General features: G+C 67.8%; 19 protein-coding genes and 1 riboswitch. Of the genes, 8 read left to right on the top strand and 11 right to left on the bottom strand.

Annotated elements, in window-relative coordinates:
• Nucleotides 1-83 precede the first annotated feature (83 nt).
• Nucleotides 84-2,399 (bottom strand): helicase-associated domain-containing protein, encoded by a 2,316-nt coding sequence (locus tag NOF53_RS02040; RefSeq protein ID WP_255965295.1) that lies wholly within the window; start codon nt 2,397-2,399, stop codon nt 84-86.
• A gap of 60 nt (nt 2,400-2,459) precedes the next feature.
• Here NOF53_RS02040 and NOF53_RS02045 point away from each other — a divergent pair, with 60 nt between their 5' ends.
• The gene (locus NOF53_RS02045) at nt 2,460-2,648 is read left to right on the top strand and encodes a hypothetical protein (protein ID WP_255965296.1); all 189 of its coding nucleotides are present in this window, start codon (nt 2,460-2,462) and stop codon (nt 2,646-2,648) included.
• A 64-nt stretch (nt 2,649-2,712) separates the two neighbouring features.
• Here the strand turns inward: NOF53_RS02045 and NOF53_RS02050 are convergent, their stop codons facing one another.
• From NOF53_RS02050 to NOF53_RS02060, 3 genes are all read right to left on the bottom strand, one after another.
• Nucleotides 2,713-3,294 carry a resuscitation-promoting factor Rpf1 domain-containing protein gene (locus NOF53_RS02050; protein WP_255965297.1) on the bottom strand — a complete coding sequence of 194 codons (582 nt, stop codon included), beginning with the start codon at nt 3,292-3,294 and terminating at the stop codon, nt 2,713-2,715.
• 9 nt (nt 3,295-3,303) lie between these two features.
• A riboswitch (cyclic di-AMP (ydaO/yuaA leader) is annotated at nt 3,304-3,517 on the bottom strand.
• 235 nt (nt 3,518-3,752) lie between these two features.
• Entirely contained in the window at nt 3,753-4,130 is a 378-nt protein-coding gene (locus NOF53_RS02055) for a YccF domain-containing protein (RefSeq protein ID WP_255965298.1), read from the bottom strand.
• A 53-nt stretch (nt 4,131-4,183) separates the two neighbouring features.
• Nucleotides 4,184-4,423, bottom strand: coding sequence for a hypothetical protein (locus NOF53_RS02060; RefSeq protein ID WP_255965299.1), 240 nt, complete (start codon nt 4,421-4,423; stop codon nt 4,184-4,186).
• 143 nt (nt 4,424-4,566) lie between these two features.
• On the opposite strand from NOF53_RS02060, the gene NOF53_RS02065 reads away from it, so the two are divergent.
• The gene (locus tag NOF53_RS02065) at nt 4,567-4,977 is read left to right on the top strand and encodes a cold-shock protein (protein WP_255965428.1); all 411 of its coding nucleotides are present in this window, start codon (nt 4,567-4,569) and stop codon (nt 4,975-4,977) included.
• Nucleotides 4,978-5,047: 70 nt separating this feature from the next.
• On the opposite strand, the gene NOF53_RS02070 is transcribed toward NOF53_RS02065, so the two are convergent.
• The 3 genes from NOF53_RS02070 to NOF53_RS02080 form a co-directional block, all read right to left on the bottom strand.
• Nucleotides 5,048-5,533: a DUF2771 domain-containing protein gene (locus NOF53_RS02070; RefSeq protein WP_255965429.1), complete on the bottom strand. Its 486-nt coding sequence runs from the start codon at nt 5,531-5,533 to the stop codon at nt 5,048-5,050.
• 6 nt (nt 5,534-5,539) lie between these two features.
• On the bottom strand, nt 5,540-7,210 hold the full coding sequence (locus NOF53_RS02075) for an MFS transporter (RefSeq protein WP_255965300.1): 1,671 nt from the start codon (nt 7,208-7,210) through the stop codon (nt 5,540-5,542).
• 70 nt (nt 7,211-7,280) lie between these two features.
• Nucleotides 7,281-8,087, bottom strand: coding sequence for a glutaminyl-peptide cyclotransferase (locus tag NOF53_RS02080; RefSeq protein WP_255965301.1), 807 nt, complete (start codon nt 8,085-8,087; stop codon nt 7,281-7,283).
• A gap of 89 nt (nt 8,088-8,176) precedes the next feature.
• Between NOF53_RS02080 and NOF53_RS02085 the strand changes: the two genes are divergently transcribed.
• The 3 genes from NOF53_RS02085 to NOF53_RS02095 all read left to right on the top strand — a co-directional run bounded on the left by NOF53_RS02085 (nt 8,177) and on the right by NOF53_RS02095 (nt 12,271).
• The gene (locus tag NOF53_RS02085) at nt 8,177-8,980 is read left to right on the top strand and encodes a DUF3027 domain-containing protein (RefSeq protein ID WP_255965430.1); all 804 of its coding nucleotides are present in this window, start codon (nt 8,177-8,179) and stop codon (nt 8,978-8,980) included.
• Nucleotides 8,981-9,156: 176 nt separating this feature from the next.
• Complete coding sequence (locus tag NOF53_RS02090) at nt 9,157-11,724, top strand: ATP-binding protein (protein ID WP_255965431.1); 2,568 nt, start codon at nt 9,157-9,159, stop codon at nt 11,722-11,724.
• Complete coding sequence (locus NOF53_RS02095) at nt 11,714-12,271, top strand: phosphatase PAP2 family protein (RefSeq protein WP_255965302.1); 558 nt, start codon at nt 11,714-11,716, stop codon at nt 12,269-12,271. Before NOF53_RS02090 ends, NOF53_RS02095 begins: the two co-directional genes overlap by 11 nt.
• 19 nt (nt 12,272-12,290) lie before the next feature.
• Here NOF53_RS02095 and NOF53_RS02100 read toward each other — a convergent pair whose 3' ends face one another.
• Nucleotides 12,291-12,539: a DUF2530 domain-containing protein gene (locus tag NOF53_RS02100; protein WP_255965303.1), complete on the bottom strand. Its 249-nt coding sequence runs from the start codon at nt 12,537-12,539 to the stop codon at nt 12,291-12,293.
• 77 nt (nt 12,540-12,616) lie between these two features.
• Here NOF53_RS02100 and NOF53_RS02105 point away from each other — a divergent pair, with 77 nt between their 5' ends.
• From NOF53_RS02105 to NOF53_RS02115, 3 genes are all read left to right on the top strand, one after another.
• Nucleotides 12,617-14,071, top strand: a complete 1,455-nt coding sequence (locus tag NOF53_RS02105) for an NCS2 family permease (protein WP_255965304.1) — start codon at nt 12,617-12,619, stop codon at nt 14,069-14,071.
• A 33-nt stretch (nt 14,072-14,104) separates the two neighbouring features.
• A complete protein-coding gene (locus NOF53_RS02110) occupies nt 14,105-14,536 on the top strand; it encodes an Rv0880 family HTH-type transcriptional regulator (RefSeq protein ID WP_255965305.1) in 432 nt (143 codons plus the stop codon).
• A gap of 95 nt (nt 14,537-14,631) precedes the next feature.
• On the top strand, nt 14,632-15,963 hold the full coding sequence (locus NOF53_RS02115) for an MFS transporter (RefSeq protein WP_255965432.1): 1,332 nt from the start codon (nt 14,632-14,634) through the stop codon (nt 15,961-15,963).
• A gap of 16 nt (nt 15,964-15,979) precedes the next feature.
• On the opposite strand, the gene NOF53_RS02120 is transcribed toward NOF53_RS02115, so the two are convergent.
• From NOF53_RS02120 to NOF53_RS02130, 3 genes are read right to left on the bottom strand one after another with little or no spacing between them, the layout of a single operon-like run.
• Nucleotides 15,980-16,834, bottom strand: coding sequence for an FAD binding domain-containing protein (locus tag NOF53_RS02120; protein WP_255965306.1), 855 nt, complete (start codon nt 16,832-16,834; stop codon nt 15,980-15,982).
• Entirely contained in the window at nt 16,831-19,206 is a 2,376-nt protein-coding gene (locus NOF53_RS02125; protein ID WP_255965307.1) for a xanthine dehydrogenase family protein molybdopterin-binding subunit, read from the bottom strand. The genes NOF53_RS02120 and NOF53_RS02125 overlap by 4 nt, the downstream gene beginning before the upstream one ends.
• Entirely contained in the window at nt 19,203-19,736 is a 534-nt protein-coding gene (locus NOF53_RS02130; RefSeq protein ID WP_255965308.1) for a (2Fe-2S)-binding protein, read from the bottom strand. Before NOF53_RS02130 ends, NOF53_RS02125 begins: the two co-directional genes overlap by 4 nt.
• Between the last annotated feature and the right edge of the window lie 46 nt (nt 19,737-19,782).

The raw sequence follows: 19,782 nt of genomic DNA on the forward strand, positions 1-19,782 counted from the left end.
CGGCCAGGTACATACCCGTAACACGCTATTGCCCAGAAACCCGGCGTCCAGGCGTTTGCGCACAATCGTTATCTGGGCGCCGCTCAGTCGACGCGGGCGACGGACGTTATCCGGTGCAAAGTGAAGCGACGGACACTGCCACTGGCCGGATCGAACGCGTCGAGTTGACCGCCGCCGACGCTCACCGGATCCACGATGCGATGCGTCGCCACCCCCTGCGCGTCGACATAGCCGATCGACACGCTGCTCTTTTCACGGGCGGCGGTGTTGAGTAACGCGACGGTCGCGGCGCTGCTGGCTCGCGAACCATCGGAGCGGACGCCGCCACGACCGCGAGCCGACGCGGCCAGATCACCTGCACGGAGTGTGCGGACCACCGCATCGAGCTGCGCGTCGGTGGCGACGGCCGGGACTCGACTTCCAGGAGGCTTGCGCCGGGCAGGCACCCGAGCCCCCCGCGGGCGGAGATCGACCAGGGCTCCGGACGAATCCTCACCCGCAGGCGCGAACCCGGCGGTGCGCAACTCGTTCAGTACCTCCCGCAGCGGGGCATGCGACACCGCCACCGTCGGCGCCAGCGCGCGGAGCGCCAGCGACGCAGCCACCGGCGACGCCAGGACCTCGGCGAGCAGGGCGGGATCCTCACAGCGAACGAACGAGGAGGCGACTCCGGCCCGCAGCCGTCCGTGCCGTCGGGCAACGTCGTCGATCAGGTACGACAACGACTGCGGGACGGGGGTGCGCGACCGGGTGGTGAAGAGGCTGTGCAGTTCAGCGGCCGTCATCCCGGCGTCGAGTGCCCTGCGCACGCTGTCTTCGCTGATCCGGTACATGGACGCTGCACCGGCCGACTCGATATCTGCGACCAGCGTGATCTGCTCGAGGAGGTCGGGGGTGAGCGGTCCCGGAGCGACGACGGTGAGGTCGGCCTGAACGAGGACGTGGTCGACGGGATCGGGAAGCGAGGCGTGCATCTCGGCTTCGGCGTCACCGCCGTGGAGAAGCGCCCGGCCGGGAGAGCTGAGGGCGCCGCGGGCGACGAGGCCGAGGGTCGCGGCCTCCTCGAGGGTCCGCTCCACCGCGTGGACGCGCAGTCGGGCACCCCACCGCGGGCGACGCCACGCGAGTAGTCGACTCAATTCCGCGGGCGCCGCGGCCTGGCCGCTGCCCAGTTCGGCGAGGAGCCCGAGGATGACCTGCCGGTCGCGGGGTGCGGACGGCGCGCGCACCTCCTCCGACAACGCGGCGACCGGCTTGTCATTGGAGTCGCGCATACCGATGAACCACGGCATGCGCGGTAGGTCGAGCCAGCCGGCGGCCAATGTGTGCCATCGCCGGGCGATCGGCGCGTTCAACCAGTTGTCGACGGCAGTCGTCGGCGCCCAGTAACTGTCCCCGCTGTCCGACGGCGGAGCGGGATCCGGCGCACCGCTCGCGATCAACTCGGCCGCCGAGAGGAGTTCGACCAGCAGGCTCAACCGGTTCTCGTCGACTCCCGACACCTTCGCGATGCGCCGCAGCTCCCGGACACCCAGACCGCCGGCACGCAGGGCAGGCGCGGGCGCCTCCCCGAGAACCTTGACGACGTCCTCGCAGTGGCGGACCAGCTCGAGAGCCTCACCCGCTGCGGCGGCATTGATGTCAGCCGGCTTGTACTTGCGACCGGTCACGGCGGGTGGCGTCAGCGAGGTGGGGTCGAAGGCGGCTTCACCGCGCAAGACCTGACGAACCTGGAACGGCAACTCCACCGTCTCGTCGTCGACCCAGCGCAGGAGTCCGGCGGCGAGGAGGCGTGGGACGGGCCGGTCGGCCGGCGTTCCGGGAGCCGCGTCCCGCGTCCGCCCGATGGACGTGGAGCGGGCGAGTGTTTCCAGGATGTCGCGTTCGACTGTCGCGAGCTGCGCGAGAGCGGCAGTGATGGCGGCGTCGTCGAGAGTCTCGGTGGGCTCGGTGATACGTCCGACGCGCCACGGAATGGTCGCGACGACGGCGGGGACGATGCGGAGACTGTCCGCGTCACCCCACACCAGTGCCAGTGACAGCAGGACGTCGAGCGTGGCGTCGACGGTCTTCTTCGTCACCCGTGACCCCACTGCATTCAGGAGTGTGGCCCGGGAGACGGGCGTCTCGTCCGCCTTTTCGAGTGCGAGTAGCTCGAGGATGCCGAACTCGAGCGAGGTGAGGTTGTCGGCGGCGCGGGCCACCGACGCTCGTTGTTCCGCGCGTCCGGCGAGAACGACGATGGTGGCAGGCGGCGGCACTGCCAGGTCGGGGCGTGCCCGCAGCAGGGCGGTCAGGTGGGCGTCGCTGCGTGCTGCCAGCCAGTCAGCGAGGCTCGCGCCGCTAGGGGTGCTCGCAGCGGCGCCGGGGCTCATGACGGTGTCGTCGGTGTCGGTCATCGACTATCAGATTAGAGACCTGGGCTGTACGTCGCCGACCGCTCCTGTCAAAATGTCCCCGTGGCTAACAATTCGAAGAAGCAGTATGTGGATCCAGGGTGGCCCGACACCGCCGATGGAGATCACGCCGTGACCGAACTGTCGTCGAGTCGGGCGGGCGGTCTGTCCCCGTTCGGCGAGGACACCGAGTTCCCGCTGCCGGCGGAGTCGTTGCTGTACGCGCATCCGCACACGGTGATCAACCGCTAGTACAAACGGCAGAAGAGGGGCCCTGCACCAAATGGTGCAGGGCCCCTCTTCTGGTCGCTGGGACTTACTGCGGAAGCAGGGCCCGGTTGGCGTCGATGAGCTGCAGGATCTGGGGATCGATCTGGATTCCCTGAGCCTTGACGGCGTCGATGGCCGAGTCGACGACGTTCGCGGCCTGCGGGGCCGCGTTGGTGCTGGGAACGCCGCTGGTGAGGTCGGGGAGTGCCGGGGCCTGCGGGACATCGGGCACGGTGGCGGGCGCGTTGCGCTGGGTGGGGGCGCTGCTCAGGCCGAGGCTCGAGGAGCAGGACGGCCATGCGCCCCATCCCTGCGAGTCGAGAACACGCTCGGCCACGACGATCTGCTCTTCACGCGAAGCCTGGTTGGCGGTGGCGGCGTACTCGCTGCCGCCGTGTGCGCTCCAAGTGCTGGGCGAGAACTGCAGGCCGCCCTGATAGCCGTTTCCGGTGTTGATGCCCCAGTTTCCGCCGGACTCGCACTGCGCGAGGCGGTCCCAGTCGGAGTCGGGGGCTGCGTTCGCGGTGCCCGAGAAGGCTGCTCCGGCGACGCCCATGATGGCGCCGGTGACGGCGACCTTGGCGACGGTACGGCCGGTGGTGGTGGGCTTGCGATGACGTCCGCTCATAGTGGGTCGAGATCCTCTCCACACGCGCCTGCGAGGTCAGCTGTCGGGTTCGGGCTGAGAGGTCGCCCGGCCTCACCCCTCCTGGCTGGAGAGGGTCTGGCTTCACCCCAAGATCCGAGTGTGCGTGGCACATTCGGACCGGTGTCCGTCTGGAAACTTGCGTTCCCTGGAGGACTGTGGGTCCCCCGTCCTCGTCCCTGGAATGCTTCGTCGGGACTCCGGTACCCGCGGGACGAGGTTTGGCGCGGCGGGCCGGATGTGGCCGATGTTTGCTCGACCGCTGACGACGGTAACGGGCCGAGGCCTCAGTGTCACCATTTGATAACGCAGCGTGTCCGTGCCTGATGCGGCCCACTATTCGAGGCGCTGCGGACTCTTCCCAGCTAGTGGCGATGAGACGTGCCTATCGCCGAGCCGTTGCCCTTCTGTTACCGAGCCGTTATGTGAGTAACGTCACATCAGCGCGGAGCGTCGACTATGTCCTTGCCGAGAGGCATGAGCGAGATCGGAACCATCTTGATGTTCGCGACGGCGAGAGGAATGCCGATGATCGTGATCGCCATGGCAACCGCGGTGACGACGTGGGCGATCGCGAGCCAGAGGCCGGCGACGATGACCCAGATGACATTGCCGATCAACGACGCCACCCCGGCCGTCGGTTTGTCGACGACCGTCTTCCCGAACGGCCACAGTGCGTAGACGCCGACACGGAACGAGGCGATTCCGAACGGAATGGTGATGATCAGGATGCAGCAGAGGACGCCTGCCACGAAGTAACCCAGGGCCAGCCACAGCCCACCGAAGATCAGCCAGATGATGTTGAGCAGAATTCTCATGATCTTCCCGTCGTAGTGAGGGTCTGGTTGTGGTCGCCGAGTGTGTGCACGAATCAGCGTGCGCGTCTGCCCTGTCTGAGCGCCGCCGCGATGCCGAGAAGGAACCCGATCGGGCACGCGAGCGCGATGAGATACAGGACCAGGCCGGGGTCGCTGTCGGAGACCACGGGGGTCAGGAAGATCGCCACGATCGCGAGAAACCCGACCGCGAACAAGACGAGCGCCACCCGCAGCAGGCCATCTCGCGTGCGGGGGGTCTGGGGTGTGCTCGGGGGAGTCGGTTCTGGGTGCACACCTGCAACGATAGTGCCTGGAAACCCGAATGCCGGAGGCAGTGCGTGCAAGGTAGACTGCGAGTACTGCGCGTCCCGCACCAAAGGTGGGGCGCGTTGTTTTGCATACCAATTGCACTTCAAGTGATGAGCGGGTGAACGCGGTGCCGACCGGCAAGGTGAAGTGGTACGACGTCGAAAAGGGCTTCGGCTTTCTGTCGCAGGAGGAGGGGGAGGACGTCTATGTGCGTTCGTCCGCTCTGCCCGAGGGCGTCGAGGGCCTCAAGGCCGGCCAGCGCGTCGAGTTCGGCATGGCCGCCGGGCGGCGTGGTCCCCAGGCGCTGAGCCTGAAGGTGCTCGACCCCGCGCCGTCGCTGCGCCAGAACGCCGGGCGCAAGGAACCTTCCGCGAAGAAGCACACTCCCGACGAATTGCACGGCATGGTCGAGGACATGATCACGCTTCTGGAGGCGAAGGTGCAGCCAGATCTGCGTAAGGGTAAGTACCCCGACCGCAAGACGGCTCAGCGGATCTCCGAGGTGGTCCGCGCGGTCGCCCGGGAACTCGACAGCTGACAGCACCCCACACGAAGAAGGGACCCCCGCACAGAGTGAGGTGCGGGGGTCCCTTCTTTTGTCTGTTCGCTCAGGCCGTCTTGATCGACCAGGCGGCCCGCGCCTGCGGCAGCCCCTGCTCGTCGACGACGGCGGACGGCAACTGAATCTCGACGCCGGCCAGCTGTAGTTCCTCCGTCGACGGCACTGTCACCGAGCGGGTCTCACCGGCGCGGTGCGCCCTCTCCTGCACCACGACCTGACCCGACGGGTCCTGGTAGACGACGACCATCCGCCACGGTGCGTCGACGATTTCCTGCGGCAGCGACAACTGCAACGTAGAGCCGGGGGGGACGTCGAGTTCGGCGAGGTCGCCGGTCTCGCAGTTCTCGAGATAGAGATTGCAGAACGCCAGTGGCGCCACCTGCTCCGCACGGCCGTGCGCGAATGCGGTGATCTCAGGCAGGCGGGGATCGGAGTCCCGAACGAGCACGTACAGAACCCCGACGAAGGCCACGGCGGCCACCACCAGTCCCACGGTGATCAGTGCCAGGGTCTTCTTCGTCCTCGCCTGCATACTCACTTACGTCACATTTCCTGTCGATCGGTCGGCCCTGTGGGTCGAGATTGGCTGAGTAACTTCCTGCTCGGCCAGGTCTGGCCGCTTACCGCCGAGCCCAGGCAGCAGCGTGCTGCCCCGGTAGGTGAGGACGGTCTGCACGAGCCCGACAGTCATGACCGCCGACACCACGGTGAATCCGATCCAGTACTCGGTGGGAAGCAGGACGCCCAGCGCACCACCGACCACCCAGCTGAGCTGCAGCACCGTCTCGGAGCGGCCGAAGCCCGATGCGATCGATTCTTCCGGCAGATCGTGCTGCAGCGATGCGTCGAGCGACACCTTGGCCAGGGCGCTCGCCGCCGAGCCGACAAGGGTGGCGACGGCTGCGGTCAGCAGATTGTCGGTGACGGCGGCGATGACCGCAACCACCCAGACGGCGCCCGTGCAGCGCAACACGATCAGAGCGGGACGGCCGAGTTTGAGGCGGGCGCCGGCGGCGTTGCCGGTGAAGTTGCCGATGCCGGCTGCTGCCCCGACCAACCCCAGCATCGCGGCCTGGATCAGTGGTTCGTGATCGGTGCGGGACTTCGCCACGAATGCGATGTACAGGGTGAGGAACCCGGTGAGAACGCGGATGGTGCTGTTGCCCCACAGGCCGGTGATGACCGCCCGCCCCAGCGGTTGCCTGCGCTTACCCGACTTGGAGGCGGCGTCCGCCTCAGCCATCACGCGGGTGCGGTCGATGACCTCGGTATGCCGGTCGTCACCGTGGTAGGTGAGGGTGGCCGGGACCTCACCTTCGGTCACCTCCACCCATGACGGGATGCGCATGCTCAGGTAGGCGCCGAGAAGGGTGATCGCCGCGGCCAACCACAACGTCGCCATGGACGATCCGGTGACCAGTGCGAGACCACCCGCGAGAGCGCCCGCGCCGATCGTTCCACCGAGCAGACCGAACACGGTGAGGCGGGAGTTGACCCGCACGAGGTCGATCTCGGGCGGTAGTACACGCGGTGTGACCGCACTTTTGAGGACCGAGAACGACTTACTGAGCACCATCATCCCGAGGGCGGCGGGATAGAGCACCCAACTGTCGAAATTGAAGACCAGAACGACCGCGAGAACGGTACGCAGCCCGAACGACGATGCGAGGGCGACGCGCCGACCGTGCTGCAGGCGGTCGAGCATCGGGCCGATCAGTGGGGCGATGACCGCGAACGGGGCGATGGTGATCAGGAGGTACAGCGCGACCTTCGTCTTGTCCTCGCCCGTCGCAGCGGAGAAGAACAAGGTATTCGCGAGCGCGACGGCGATGGCCGCGTCGGTCGCGTTGTTGGTCATCACCGCATAGGTGAGTGCGGTGAGCCCCGATTTGTCGGCCCCGTCGGCCTTCGCCGCCCGATGGAAGGTGGCGATCGTCTTGTTCGTCAGCTCGCGGCTGCGCATGGCGGCGACCCGGGTGACGGTGAGCTTGCGCGGCATCGGTGGAGCTTTGGGTGCGTTCGCGCGTTCCTCCTCGGAACGGGATCGCTGCCCACCGTCCACCGGATGCAAGGGCGGTAACGGCGTACGCCGTCCCCCAGAGCGGGACGCCGGAGGATAGTTGTCGTAGCCGGGATGAGCCGTGGGTCCGGAATTGCCGTGGGGCGCCCGACTGCTGTCGGGGTCGAAGGGTTCGCGCGGTCCGGTCACTCCCCAATTCTGTCCTAGTCGAGAGACATCCGACCACAGCAACCCCGGGCAAGCTGGTGGGACCGGCCTGTCAGGGAACGAATCGGACTTCGAATATGCGCGGCCAGTACTTTCCGGTGAGCAGGAAACGGTCGGTTCCGGGGATTTGGGCGATGCCGTTGAGGACGCCGACGTCCCGCGGCCCGGGCGGCAATGCGTCGCGGAGTGCGCCCGCGTCTATCGCGGCGATGACGTGGCCGTCGGCCGGGTCGATGCGGACGAGAGTGTCGGTGGCCCAGACATTGGCGTAGATCGTGCCGTCGTCCGCGCACTCGAGTTCGTTGAGGTGAGTGACGGCGACCCCGTCGCGTCGTGCCTGGACGGTGCGCTGCGGTTCGAAGGTTTCCGGGTCGCGGAAGATGAGTGTCGGCGAGCCGTCACTGGTCACGAGACTGCCGGAAAGCGCGCAGATGCCCCAGCCCTCGGTTTCCAGCGCGACCCGTCGCCTCTCGGTGAGGGTTGCCCGGTCTCGGGCGATGGCCACGCCGTCACGCCACGTCAGCTGCCACACGGTGTCGTCGTCGACGGTGATGCCCTCGCCGAAAAGTGGGGGAGGGAGTTCGGCCCGAGCGCGGACGGCGCCGCTGTCCAGGTCCGTCGCCCGAACCCACGACTCGCCGCTGCGGCCCGTGCCCTCGAAGAGATCGCCGCCGGAGATCTCGAGCCCCTGGGTGAAGGCATTGGGGTCGTGATCGAGGGTGCGCAGTATCTCCACACGCAGCTCGGCGTCGGTGGGGGCGGTTGCCGTGGGTGCCTGCGCGGAGCAGGAGGTCACCAGCATCGCGACTGCGCAAAGGGGTGCCGCGACGCCGGGGACGAGGTGCCTCCGGCCGGTCATCGGACCAGCATGACAGCCCAGGTGGGCACGCACTTGCGGTGGTGCGGCAAACTGGGGGTGTGAGTGTTGCTTCTTCCGACGAGCGCGCGATGGCGCGTCCCGTACTGACCGACGCCGTCGAGCTCGCCCGAACCGCGCTGGTCGAACTGCAGGACGGGGGAATCGGCGAGTACTTGGGTGTCACCACCGAAGACGAGTGCGCCGCGACTCACCGTTTCGTTGCCGACCTTCCGGGTTACCGGGGCTGGCAGTGGGCGGTGGTGGTGGCCGCAGATCCCGAGGCGGATCATGCCACGGTCAGCGAGATCGCCCTCCTGCCCGGACCCGATGCCCTTGTAGCGCCCGACTGGATTCCCTGGGATCAGCGCATTCGGCCGGGTGACCTGTCGGCCGGGGACCTGCTGGCACCTCCGGCCGGTGACGACCGACTGGTTCCCGGCTACGTCGCCACCGGCGACGCCGAGGTCGACGACGTCGCCCTCGAGATCGGGCTCGGCCGCAAACAGGTGATGAGCCTCGAGGGTCGTCTCGATGCCGCGCAACGCTGGCACGACGGCGACTACGGCCCGGATTCGGAGATGGCCAAGGCTGCCCCGTCCACGTGTTCCCTGTGCGGGTTCTACCTGCCGCTCGCGGGGTCGCTGCACGGGGCGTTCGGAGTGTGCGGCAACGAGCTGGCCGCGGACGGACACGTCGTCGACGCTGATTACGGTTGCGGCGCCCACTCGGACACGGCCCTGCCGTTGGGTGCCGGTTCGCCGCAGTTCGACGCCTACGACGACGGCGCCGTGGAGATGGTCGACGGTCCGACCGAGCCGAAGGCTGCGAACACCGCCACCGAGACCGCTGCCACCGAGAACTCCGACGCTGAGGAATCCGCATCGACCAGCTAGCCGATCCTTTCGGCACGGGTGCCCTTCGGGAATCGACGCTGCAAGCCTGGCGCACCTCACCCACCCGGTTGAGGGAAGACGCCGCCGCGGAGTCGGATCTCGTCCGCGCCGGCTACCGCGACCGGTTGCTGACCGAGCTGGCGCAGAACGCAGCCGACGCCGCAGCCCGCGCAGGCGTGCTCGGTGAGGTTTCGGTGCGCCTCGACGGGCGCGTACTGAGCGTCGCCAATACGGGTGCACCGCTGGACGAGTCCGGGGTGCAGGCTCTCGCCGCCCTCCGTGCGTCGAACAAGTCGGCGGGCACGGTCGGCCGCTACGGGGTCGGTTTCACCGCGGTGTTGTCGGTGAGTGACGAGGTGGAGCTGCGCTCGACGTCCGGTTCGGTCGTCTTCTCGTCGCGGCGCACGAGATCGGCACTCGCGCAGTTCGACGGCGCCGACCCCGGTGCCGATGTCCCGGCGTTGCGGCTCGCGTGGCCCACCGCCAACCTCCCTGTCGCGGGCGCGACGTCCGAGGTGGTGTTGACCCTGCGCGACAACGTCGACGCAACCGCGTTGCTGGGTCACATGGTCCGCGAGGCTCCCGACCTGCTGCTCGAGCTTCCCTCACTGGCCTCGATCACCGTGGGGGGCAGGGAGTTCCGCAGACACGAGCACGCGCTGGCATCCGGACTGACCGACATCGCCATCGGGGGCGACCACTGGTGGCAATTCGTGTCCGGGCGCGCCCGCTGGCTGGTTCGCGTCGTCGACAGCGTCGTCCGCCCGTCTGCCGACGACGTCCTGCGCGCCCCCACCCGCTCGGACGAAGAACTGTCGATCCCGGCGCTACTGATCGCGGACGTTGCGATGCAGCCCGATCGCCGTCGGGTCATGCCCGGCGCTTCGCTTGCCGAGGTGGCGGTCGGTTATGCCGACTTCGTGGCTGCACTGCCCCCGAAACAACGACTGGCCATGGTTCCTCTTCCCGGTTTCGCCCGCAGCGAGGTCGATTCGGCGCTGCGTGAGCACCTCCTGGCCGAACTCCGCGAGAAACCGTGGCTTCCCACAGTCGGCGGAAAGGACAGGGCACCCAACCGGGCGGCGGTCGTTCCCGGACTCAGTGACGACCTCGCCGAGCTCCTCGCCGACATCGTGGACGGCCTCGTCGTGCCGGAACTGTCCGGACCACGCTGGGCGCACGCCCTGGCCACCGTCGACACCCACCGGATCGGACTCGCCCGCATCGCCGAACTACTCAGTGGGGTCGTACGCGAGCCGGCATGGTGGGCTCGCCTCTATGCCGCGCTCGAACCTCTTGCTGTCGACGCACTCGCGGCCGAGGAACTCGCGTCCATTCCCGTGCCGCTGTCGGACGGCCGCACGGTGACGGGACCGCGAACGGTGTTGCTGGGCCACGACATCGGGGACGTTCTCGGCGTCGACTGGACGCGTCTGGTCCATCCCGAGGCGGCGCACCCGCTGCTGTCACGGCTCGGTGCCAAGACCGCGACCGCCGTCGACCTGCTGTCCGATCCGGCCTTGCGGGCCGAAATCGAGGACCTCGACCACGACGACCCGGCGGCGGCGGCGGATCTGTCCACGGTGGTGCTGGCGCTCGCGGCGCGGGGCGATCCCGGCGCCCTGCCGTCGTGGTTGGGTGAACTCCTCCTGCCCGACGTCGACGGCGAGTTACGCGGCGCCGACGAATTGCTGCTGCCCGGCGCACCTCTCACAGCGGTGCTGGTGGACGACGCACCGTTCACGTCGGTGGACTCGGCCTTCGCCGAGCGAGTAGGCGAGACCGCACTGCGCGCCGTCGGTGTGGGCTGGGGCTTCACCGTGCTGCGCGCCGAACTGCCGACCGGACCCGATCACGACCTCGACGACGAAGACCGCTGGTGGGACACACTCGATGACGATCCCGAGACGATCGACGCCGTACGCGACCTCGACCTGGTGGACGAGGAGCGCTGGTCGGCGGCTCTGACCATGCTCGCGACGGATCCGTCGACCCGCCCCTTGCTTGCTGACCGCGGCGGTTACACGGCGTGGTGGCTGCGGCACAACGCCGAACTGGACGGCCAGATCCTCGGCCTGCTCCGCGAGCCGGACGACGACACCTTCACCGGGCTGCTGGACGCGGTCCACCACCCGGAGTCGGCCGTATTCGCTGCGGCACTGGCCGCTCCTGCCGTCGATTCCCCGGAACTCGCGCAGCTACTCCTGGATCGTCTCGCCGACGCGCACCGGCAGCCGTCCCCGGCGGCAATCATGCGGACGCACACCCTGCTCGGGGCAGCGGCTGCCGCCCGGGTGCTCGACCTCGACGAACTCCACCTGCCGGACCACGTGCGTGCGGTCACCGGGGCGGTCATCGATCCTGCTGACGCACTGGTGCTCGACAAGCCGTGGTTGTCCGCTGCAGTCCCGCACGACCATCTGGTCGTCGGCTCCCTCGACACCGGTGAGGCGCTGGCCGACCTGCTCGATGTGTCGATGGCCTCCGCAGCACTGCGAAGTGTCGTGATCAGCACGGGACGTCCGCTGTCGTGGGGGGAGGACCCGACCGCAGTGCTCGCCCACGCCACCCTCGGCCGGCCCCTGCCTCAGGGCGAGGTCGTGGTTCACCCGCGGCTCACCGTATCGCTCACCGGCGCATTCGACACCGAAATGACCGTTCCGTGGTGGGTGGACGAAGAGGGCACCACACACGTGTCCGCGTCCTGGGCGGCAGCCACCTGGGGTGTCGCCGATGTCCGTTGATCACAGCGTCCTGGACGGGGCGGTCGTTGAGCGGCCGCCGTGGCTGATCGACCTCGTCACGGTGATCACGAACAGCGGCGGAACCGTCGCCGCCTGGATCATCTCCCTCGTGCTCACCGCCACTCTCCTTCTGCAGGACCGCCGCCGGGACGCGCTGCTCGTCGGTGGCGCGATGCTGTCGGGCTGGGCGGTGATGAGCGGCTTGAAACTCTTGTTCCGGCGCGAGCGACCGCCACTTTCGGAACGGCTCGTGGACATCTCGACCTATTCGTTCCCGTCCGGCCACGCCATGATGACGGCAATCCTGGCCGGCGTCGTCGGCACCGTCGTCGTTCGCCTCGTCGCGCTACCTCATGTGCGGGCGGCAGCCCTGACCGTGCTCGCCTTCTACACGCTGATGGTCGGGCTGTCGCGGGTGTACCTTGCGGCGCACTGGATCACCGACGTCCTCGCCGGCTGGGCCTTCGGCGGGGTGTGGGCGGCGTTCTGGATCCTGCTCACCGGCACCCGCTCGCGCACCCGCACCCGCACCCGCACCCGCACCTAGAGCAGACCCTGCTGTGTCACTAGAGCAGACCCTGCTGTGCCCCCCGACTGCCTCGCCTCGCCGCCCGCCGCTGCACTGCGAACAATCCGTAGCCGAGGAACCCGACGACGACGCCCGCTATACACGTCGGCAGCGCATCCGCCCACCGATCGCCCGTGACGATCACCACGACGATCGCCACCGCCCACGCGAGCGTGCCCAGTATCAGCGCAGGTCGCGGGTCGGCGAGGCGCCGGCTGAGGGGTTGGCGGTCTACGGTCTCGTCCACCGAATGAACGCTACCCTCGTCGTCGTGCCTTAATCTCCTGTAGCGACGCGCGACTTCTGGCGATGGGGATCAAAGACATGGGTGCACCTCCGAAACTGCTCGACAACTACTTCAAGATCACCGAACGTGGTTCGACGGTGGGCACGGAGATCCGCGGCGGTGTGGTGACCTTCGTCGCGATGGCATACATCGTGGTGCTCAACCCGCTGATCCTCGGCAGTTTCTCAGAGGACGATGCCGTCGCCAAGACGGACGTTCTCGGCAACATCCTCCCCGTCAACCAGGTGGCCGCTGTCACCGCGCTCGTGGCCGGGTTGATGAGCATCATCTTCGGCATCGTCGCCAACTATCCCTTCGCGATCGCGGCAGGCCTCGGTATCAACAGCCTCCTCGCCGTCACTATCGCGCCACAGGTCACCTGGCCCGAGGCGATGGGGTTGGTGGTGATCGACGGAATCATCATCGTCGTGTTGGCGCTCACCGGTTTCCGGACCGCGGTCTTCAACGCCATTCCGCCCGAACTGAAGTCCGCGATCGCAGCCGGCATCGGTATGTTCATCGCGTTCATCGGCCTCGTGGACGCCGGGTTCGTGCGACGCATCCCCGACGCGGCCGGAACGACAGTCCCCGTGGGCCTCGGTATCAACGGGTCGATTTCCTCCTGGCCCACAGTGACCTTCGTCTTCGGTGTCCTGCTGATGGGCATTCTGGTGGTCCGCAAGGTGCGCGGCGGTCTGCTGATCGGCATCGTCGTCACCACCGTGCTCGCCGCGATCATCGAGGCGGTCGCCGGCGTGGGCCCGTCCCTCGGAGTGAACCCGAGCGGTTGGAACCTCAGTGTGCCCGCACTTCCCGATGTCGTCGCGGAACTCCCGGATCTGAGCCTCGTCGGCGACGTCAGCCTCTTCGGCGCTTTCACCCGTATCGGTGTGCTGGCCGCAAGCCTGCTGGTGTTCACCCTCGTGCTCGCCAACTTCTTCGACGCCATGGGCACCATGACGGGCCTCGGCAAGGAGGCCGGTCTCACCGACGAGGAAGGCAACCTGCCCAACATCGGACGGGCCCTCGTCGTCGAGGGAACCGGCGCCATCGTCGGCGGTGGCGCGTCCGCTTCGTCCAACACGGTCTTCGTGGAATCCGCATCCGGCATCGCCGAGGGCGCGCGCACCGGCCTGGCGAATGTCGTGACCGGACTGCTCTTCCTGGCCGCGATGTTCCTCACTCCGCTGTACTCGGTGGTGCCCATCGAGGCAGCCGCGCCCGCGCTGGTCGTGGTGGGCGCCATGATGATCGGTCAGGTCCGCGACATCGACTTCTCCACGTTCTCGGTGGCGTTGCCCGCATTCCTCACCATCGTCGTCATGCCGTTCACCTACTCGATCGCCAACGGCATCGGTGTCGGCTTCGTGTCCTGGGTGGTCCTTAACGCTGCGAGCGGCGGTTTCAGGAAGATTCACCCCTTGATGTGGGTGGTTGCCTTGCTGTTCGTGGCGTACTTCGCCGTGGGCCCGATCACCGACGCAGTAACGTAAACGACCGCCCATCGGTCCCGTATTGTCATTCCCGTGACCACGGATACGCGCGCACTCGCCAGCGACCTCTCTTTGGCCGTCGTGCGCCTCACGCGTCATCTGCGTGGGCGCCGCGTCGACGCGCAGGTGTCGCTCACCCAGCTGTCGGCTCTTGCCACCCTTGCCCGCGACGGCGCAATGACGCCGGGCAATCTCGCTGCCCGCGAGAAGGTTCAGCCGCCGTCGATGACACGCGTCATCGCCTCGCTCGTCGAACTGGGACTGGTGGAGCGCGCAGCGCATCCCACGGACGGCCGTCAGATCATCGTCACCCTCTCCGACGCCGGTCACGCGCTGATCGCCGACGAGACGCACGCGCGAGAAGCCTGGATGAACGAGCGGCTGTCCGGACTCGAAGAGGAGCAGTTGAAGACACTTCGTGACGCGGTCGGCATCATCACTTCCATCGTCGCCGACTCCGAGTAGTCGTACCGGAGCACAAACGCTTCCGGCGCCGGGAGCAAGATGGAACGGTGCCGCCCGAACCTGATACCGCCTCGCCCGACCGGCAGAAGCCCGGAATGTTCGCTGCTCTGCACACCCGCAACTACCGGTTGTGGGCGTCGGGACAGATCGTGTCCCTCGTCGGGACGTGGATGCAGCGGGTGGCGCAGGACTGGCTCGTCCTGACTCTCTCGGACGGCAACGCCCTCGCGGTGGGCATCGTGATGGCACTGCAGTTCGGGCCGACACTTCTACTGTCGGTGTGGGGTGGCGTGCTCGCCGACCGTTACGACAAGCGGCGAATCCTGATCATGACTCAGGTGTCGATGGCGTTGTGCGGCCTTGTGCTCGGCCTGCTCGACGTCGGTGGGGTCGTCGCGTTGTGGCACGTCTACCTCATTGCCTTCGTACTCGGCTGCGCGTCGGCGATCGACGCACCGGCCCGTCAGTCGTTCACCATCGAAATGGTCGGCAAGGATTCGCTCTCCAATGCCATTGCACTGAACTCGATGACCTTCAACACGGCACGCATCATCGGCCCGGCGGTGTCCGGAGTACTCATCACCCTCATCGGCACAGGCTGGGTATTCCTCCTGAACGCTGCGACGTTCACCGGTGTGCTGGTGGCGCTGGTGATGATGAATACGGGTGAGCTGTTCACTGCGCGGTCCGCGGAACGCGGCAAAGGGCAAGTGCGCGAGGGCTTCCGTTATGTGTGGGGCCGCGCAGACCTGCGCGTCCTCATGATTGCAGTGTTCCTGGTGTCGACGTTCGGGCTGAACTTTTCGATAAGCCTGGCTGTGCTCGCCCGCAACACCTTCGGGCACGGGGCCGACGCCTACGGCCTGCTGTCCACCACCCTGGCCATCGGTACTCTCGCGGGCGCCACGATCGCCGCCAAGCGAAAAACACCGCCGCGACTGCGAACGTTCCTCGGTGCCGCGGCGGCGTTCGGCGCGTTCGAGATCCTAGTCGGGCTCATGCCCACCTACCTCCTCGTGGCGATCATGCTCGTCCCCACCGGGGCGCTCACCCTGACGTTCACCACGGCAGCGATGAACATCCTGCAGATGTCGGTGCCATCGGAGATGCGGGGCCGGGTGATGGGTATCTACATGCTCTGCTTCCTCGGCGGCACCCCGCTGGGCAGTCCGGTCCTGGGTTGGCTCGCCGACGTCCTCGACCCGCGGGCCCCCCTCGTGATCGGAGGTGCGATCTCCCTGGTGAGCGGCCTCGGCGCAGCGCTCTACCTGATGCGGCACCAACGAATGCGACTGCGAGTACGCAGACCGGATGCGGGCCGCTACCTTCCGGTGTTCGAGCTGCACAACGTCGTCGACCCGCACCCGGTCGTGGTGTGCGACGCCACCGAGCAGGCGGTGGAAGCCGGCCGCGACTCGCGGCCCTGACGGCTGCCGCGACCGTTCAGACGCCGACCGCCGTCGCCACGGCCCGCCGGGTCAGCACTCTCGCAAGGTGGCTGCGGTAGTCGGCGTCGGCGTTACCGTCGGTGACCGGGTCGGTGCCCTCGGCCGCGTGCTCGGCCGCCGCCCGGATCAACTCCGGATCGGCGGCATTGCCGACGAGCGCGTCCTCGACGCCGCGAGCGCGCACCGGCACGGAGCCCATGTTGGTCAGCGCCACCCGGGCCTGACGGATGGTGCCGCCGTCGACCCGGATCGTCGCGGCCACCGCCACGATCGACCACGCCTCCGCGACGGTGTTGAACTTCTCGTACCGCGCCTCCCAACCGGTGTGCTTCGGGATCCACACTTCCGCAAGGATTTCGTCCGGTTGCAGCGCCGTCGTGTAGTAGCCCTCGAAGAAGTCGGCGACCGGAATGCTCCGCCTGCCCGCGGTCCCGACCGCGGTCAGGGTGGCGTCGAGTGCCAGTGCGGGCGCGCACAGGTCACCCGCCGGATCGGCATGCGCCAGAGCGCCACCCAGCGTGCCGCGGTGACGGATCTGCGGATCGGCGACAGTGCGCGTCGCTTCGACGAGCAGCAGCGCGTGCTCGTGGACGAGCGGGTCGCGAATCATGTCGTAGTACGTGGTCATCGCGCCGATCACGATGCTGTCGCCGTCCTCGCGCACACCGCGCAACTCGCCGATCCGGCCAAGATCGACGAGAGTGCTCGGCGAGGACAAGCGCAGCCGCAGCACCGGCAGCAGGCTCTGGCCGCCCGCGAGTATCTTGGCGTCGTCCCCGGCCTCGGTGAGTGCGGCCACCGCCTGTTCGACAGTGGTCGGGGCTACGTAGTCGAAGGTCGAGGGAATCATCGGGCACCTCCCTGAGCGGACCGGATGGCGTTCCAGACCCGCATCGGTGTACAGGGCATTGCGATGTCGCGCACCCCGAACTGGCGGACGGCGTCGAGGACGGCATTGACGACGGCCGGGGTGGATGCGATTGTTCCCGCCTCACCGACCCCCTTGACGCCGAGCGGATTACCGGTGGCGGGAGTCTCGGTGCGGCCCGTGGTGAACGTCGGCAGATCCGCCGCGGACGGTACGTGGTATTCGGCGAAGGAACCCGACAGCAAAGTGCCGGACTCGTCGTACACCGCCTCCTCGTACAGGGCCTGCGCGATGCCTTGGACCAGTCCGCCGTGTACCTGACCCTCCACGATCAGCGGGTTGACCACGTGTCCGATGTCGTCGACACACACATAGGACCGGATGCCGACCTTCCCGGTCTCGGTGTCCACCGCCACCGCGCACAGATGCGTGCCGTGCGGGAACGAGAAGTTCTCCGGGTCGTACGTGGCCTCGGAATCCAGGTTCGGCTCCACCCCGTCGGGCAGATCGTGCGCGGCGAACACGGCGAGCGCGACGTCGGCGATGCCGACCGCCTTCTCGGTGCCCTTCACCCGGAATCGGCCCTCGGTGAACTCGAGATCGTCCTCGGCGCACTCCATCAGGTGTGCGGCGATGGGCCGGGCCTTCGCGATCACCTTCTCGGCGGCCTTCACCACCGCGATCGCCCCGACGGCCAGCGACCGTGAACCGTACGTGTCCATGCCACGCGGCGACGTCTGGGTGTCGCCGTGTAGCACCTCGACGTCCTCGAACGGAACCCCGAGCTGATCCGCGACCACCTGGCTCCACGCGGTCTCGTGTCCCTGGCCGTGCGCCGAGGAACCGGTGACCACCTCGACCTTGCCGGTGGGCAGCATTCGGATCGCCGCGTGTTCCCACCCGCCGGCCCCGTATGCCAGCGCGCCGAGGGTGCGCGACGGCGCCAGACCGCACATCTCGGTGAACGTGGACACCCCGATGCCGAGTTGTACCGGGTCCTTCCGCTCGCGTCGCTCCGCCTGTTCGTGCCGGAGCCCGTCGTAGTCGAACAACTCCCGCGCGTGCGCGGTGGCGGCCTCGTAGTTGCCGGAGTCGTACGTCAGGCCCGCCACGGTGTCGAACGGGAACTCCTCGTGGGTGATCCAGTTCTTCGCCCGCAGTTCCAGCGGATCCATCGACAACTCGGTCGCGAGCTCGTCCATCATCCGCTCGATCGCGAACGTCGCCTCCGGCCGCCCCGCGCCGCGATAGGCGTCGGTGGGAACCTTGTTGGTGAACACGTTCGTGCACGTGAAGTGATACGCCGGGAACTTGTAGATGCCGTTGAACATGAACGCGCCCAGGATCGGCACCCCCGAGGTGACCAGGCGCAGATACGCGCCCATGTCGGCGAGCAGTTCCACCTTCATTCCGGTGACGGTGCCGTCGCGGCGGGCGGCCAGGGTCAGTTTCTGGATCTGGTCGCGCCCATGATGCGCCGCGACCATCGATTCGCTACGCGACTCGGTGTACTTGACGGGCTTGCCGAGTCGCCGCGCGACGAGCAGCGCGATGACTTCCTCCGGCGTCACCTGAAGCTTGCCGCCGAAACCACCGCCGACATCCGGGGCGACGACGCGCAGTTTGTGCTCCGGTATGTCGAGCGTCATCGCCAGCATCAGCCGCAGGATGTGGGGGATCTGTGTGGCCGACCACATGGTGATCTGAGCGCCGGTCGGGTCGACCACCACCGAGCGGGGTTCCATGAACGCCGGGATCAGCCGCTGCTGCCGGAATGTGCGCTCGACGAGTACCTCCGCGTCGCGGATGGCCTGCTCGACGTCGCCGCCCGTGCCTGCCTCCGCGGAGTCGAAGGTCCAGGTGGCGCTGACGTTCGTCCCGAGATCCGGGTGCACGAGTTCGGCGCCGTCAGCGGCCGCGGCCGCGAGATCGAGCACGACCGGCAGTTCGTCGTACTCGACGTCGATCGCCTCGAGTGCGTCGTGCGCCTCGTACGCGCTCCGCGCCACCACGACCGCGACGGCCTCGCCGGCGAAGTTCACCCTGTCGACCGCGAGGGACGGGGCGGGCGGTGACTTCATGTCCGGTGTGATCGGCCAGGCACACGGCAGGCTGCCCTGCTCGGCGGCGAGATCTGCGCCGGTCAGGACCGCGACGACACCGGGCATCTCGCGTGCAGCGGTGGCGTCGACACCGGTGATGCGCGCGTGCGCGAACGGGCTGCGCAGAATCGCCAGATGCTGCATACCCGGCAGCACGAGGTTGTCGGTCCAGCGGGTGCGGCCCGTGACCAGATGCTCGTCCTCCTTGCGCTTCCTGGCCTTGCCGATTTCCGGTTCGGCGGTGGCGGTCATCGCACACCTCCCTGCGCGGTGTCGGTCTTCGGGGCATCTGCCGCCGTCGGTGTTTCGGTGGTGCTGCCGCCGCGCAACCGCTGCGCCGCATCCTGCACCGCGCTGACGATGTTCTGGTATCCGGTGCAGCGGCACAGGTTGCCTTCCAACCCCAGCCGCACTGTCCGCTCGTCCGGGTCGGGTTCCTCGGCGAGCAGGTCGAGGGTCTGCATGATCATGCCGGGGGTGCAGTAGCCGCACTGCAGGGCGTGGTTGTCGCGGAACGCCTGCTGCACGGGGTGCAGGGTCCCGTTCCGGGACAGTCCCTCGATGGTGAGGACGTCGGCGCCGTCGGCCTGCACGGCAAGCACCGAGCAGGACTTGACGCTGTGACCGTTCAGGTGAACGGTGCACGCCCCGCAGTTTCCGGTGTCGCAGCCGATGACGGTCCCGACCTTGCCGAGCCGGTCCCGTAGGTAGTGGACGAGGAGTAGTCGTGGTTCCACCTCGTCCGTGTATTTTATTCCGTCGACGGTGACAGTGATGCGCATCGCGCCTCCAAAGCCGGGAGCCCCAGGTGATACGTCCTACTCTGCG

The organism is Rhodococcus tibetensis (assembly GCF_024438035.1).
Lineage (GTDB): Bacteria > Actinomycetota > Actinomycetes > Mycobacteriales > Mycobacteriaceae > Rhodococcus_F > Rhodococcus_F tibetensis.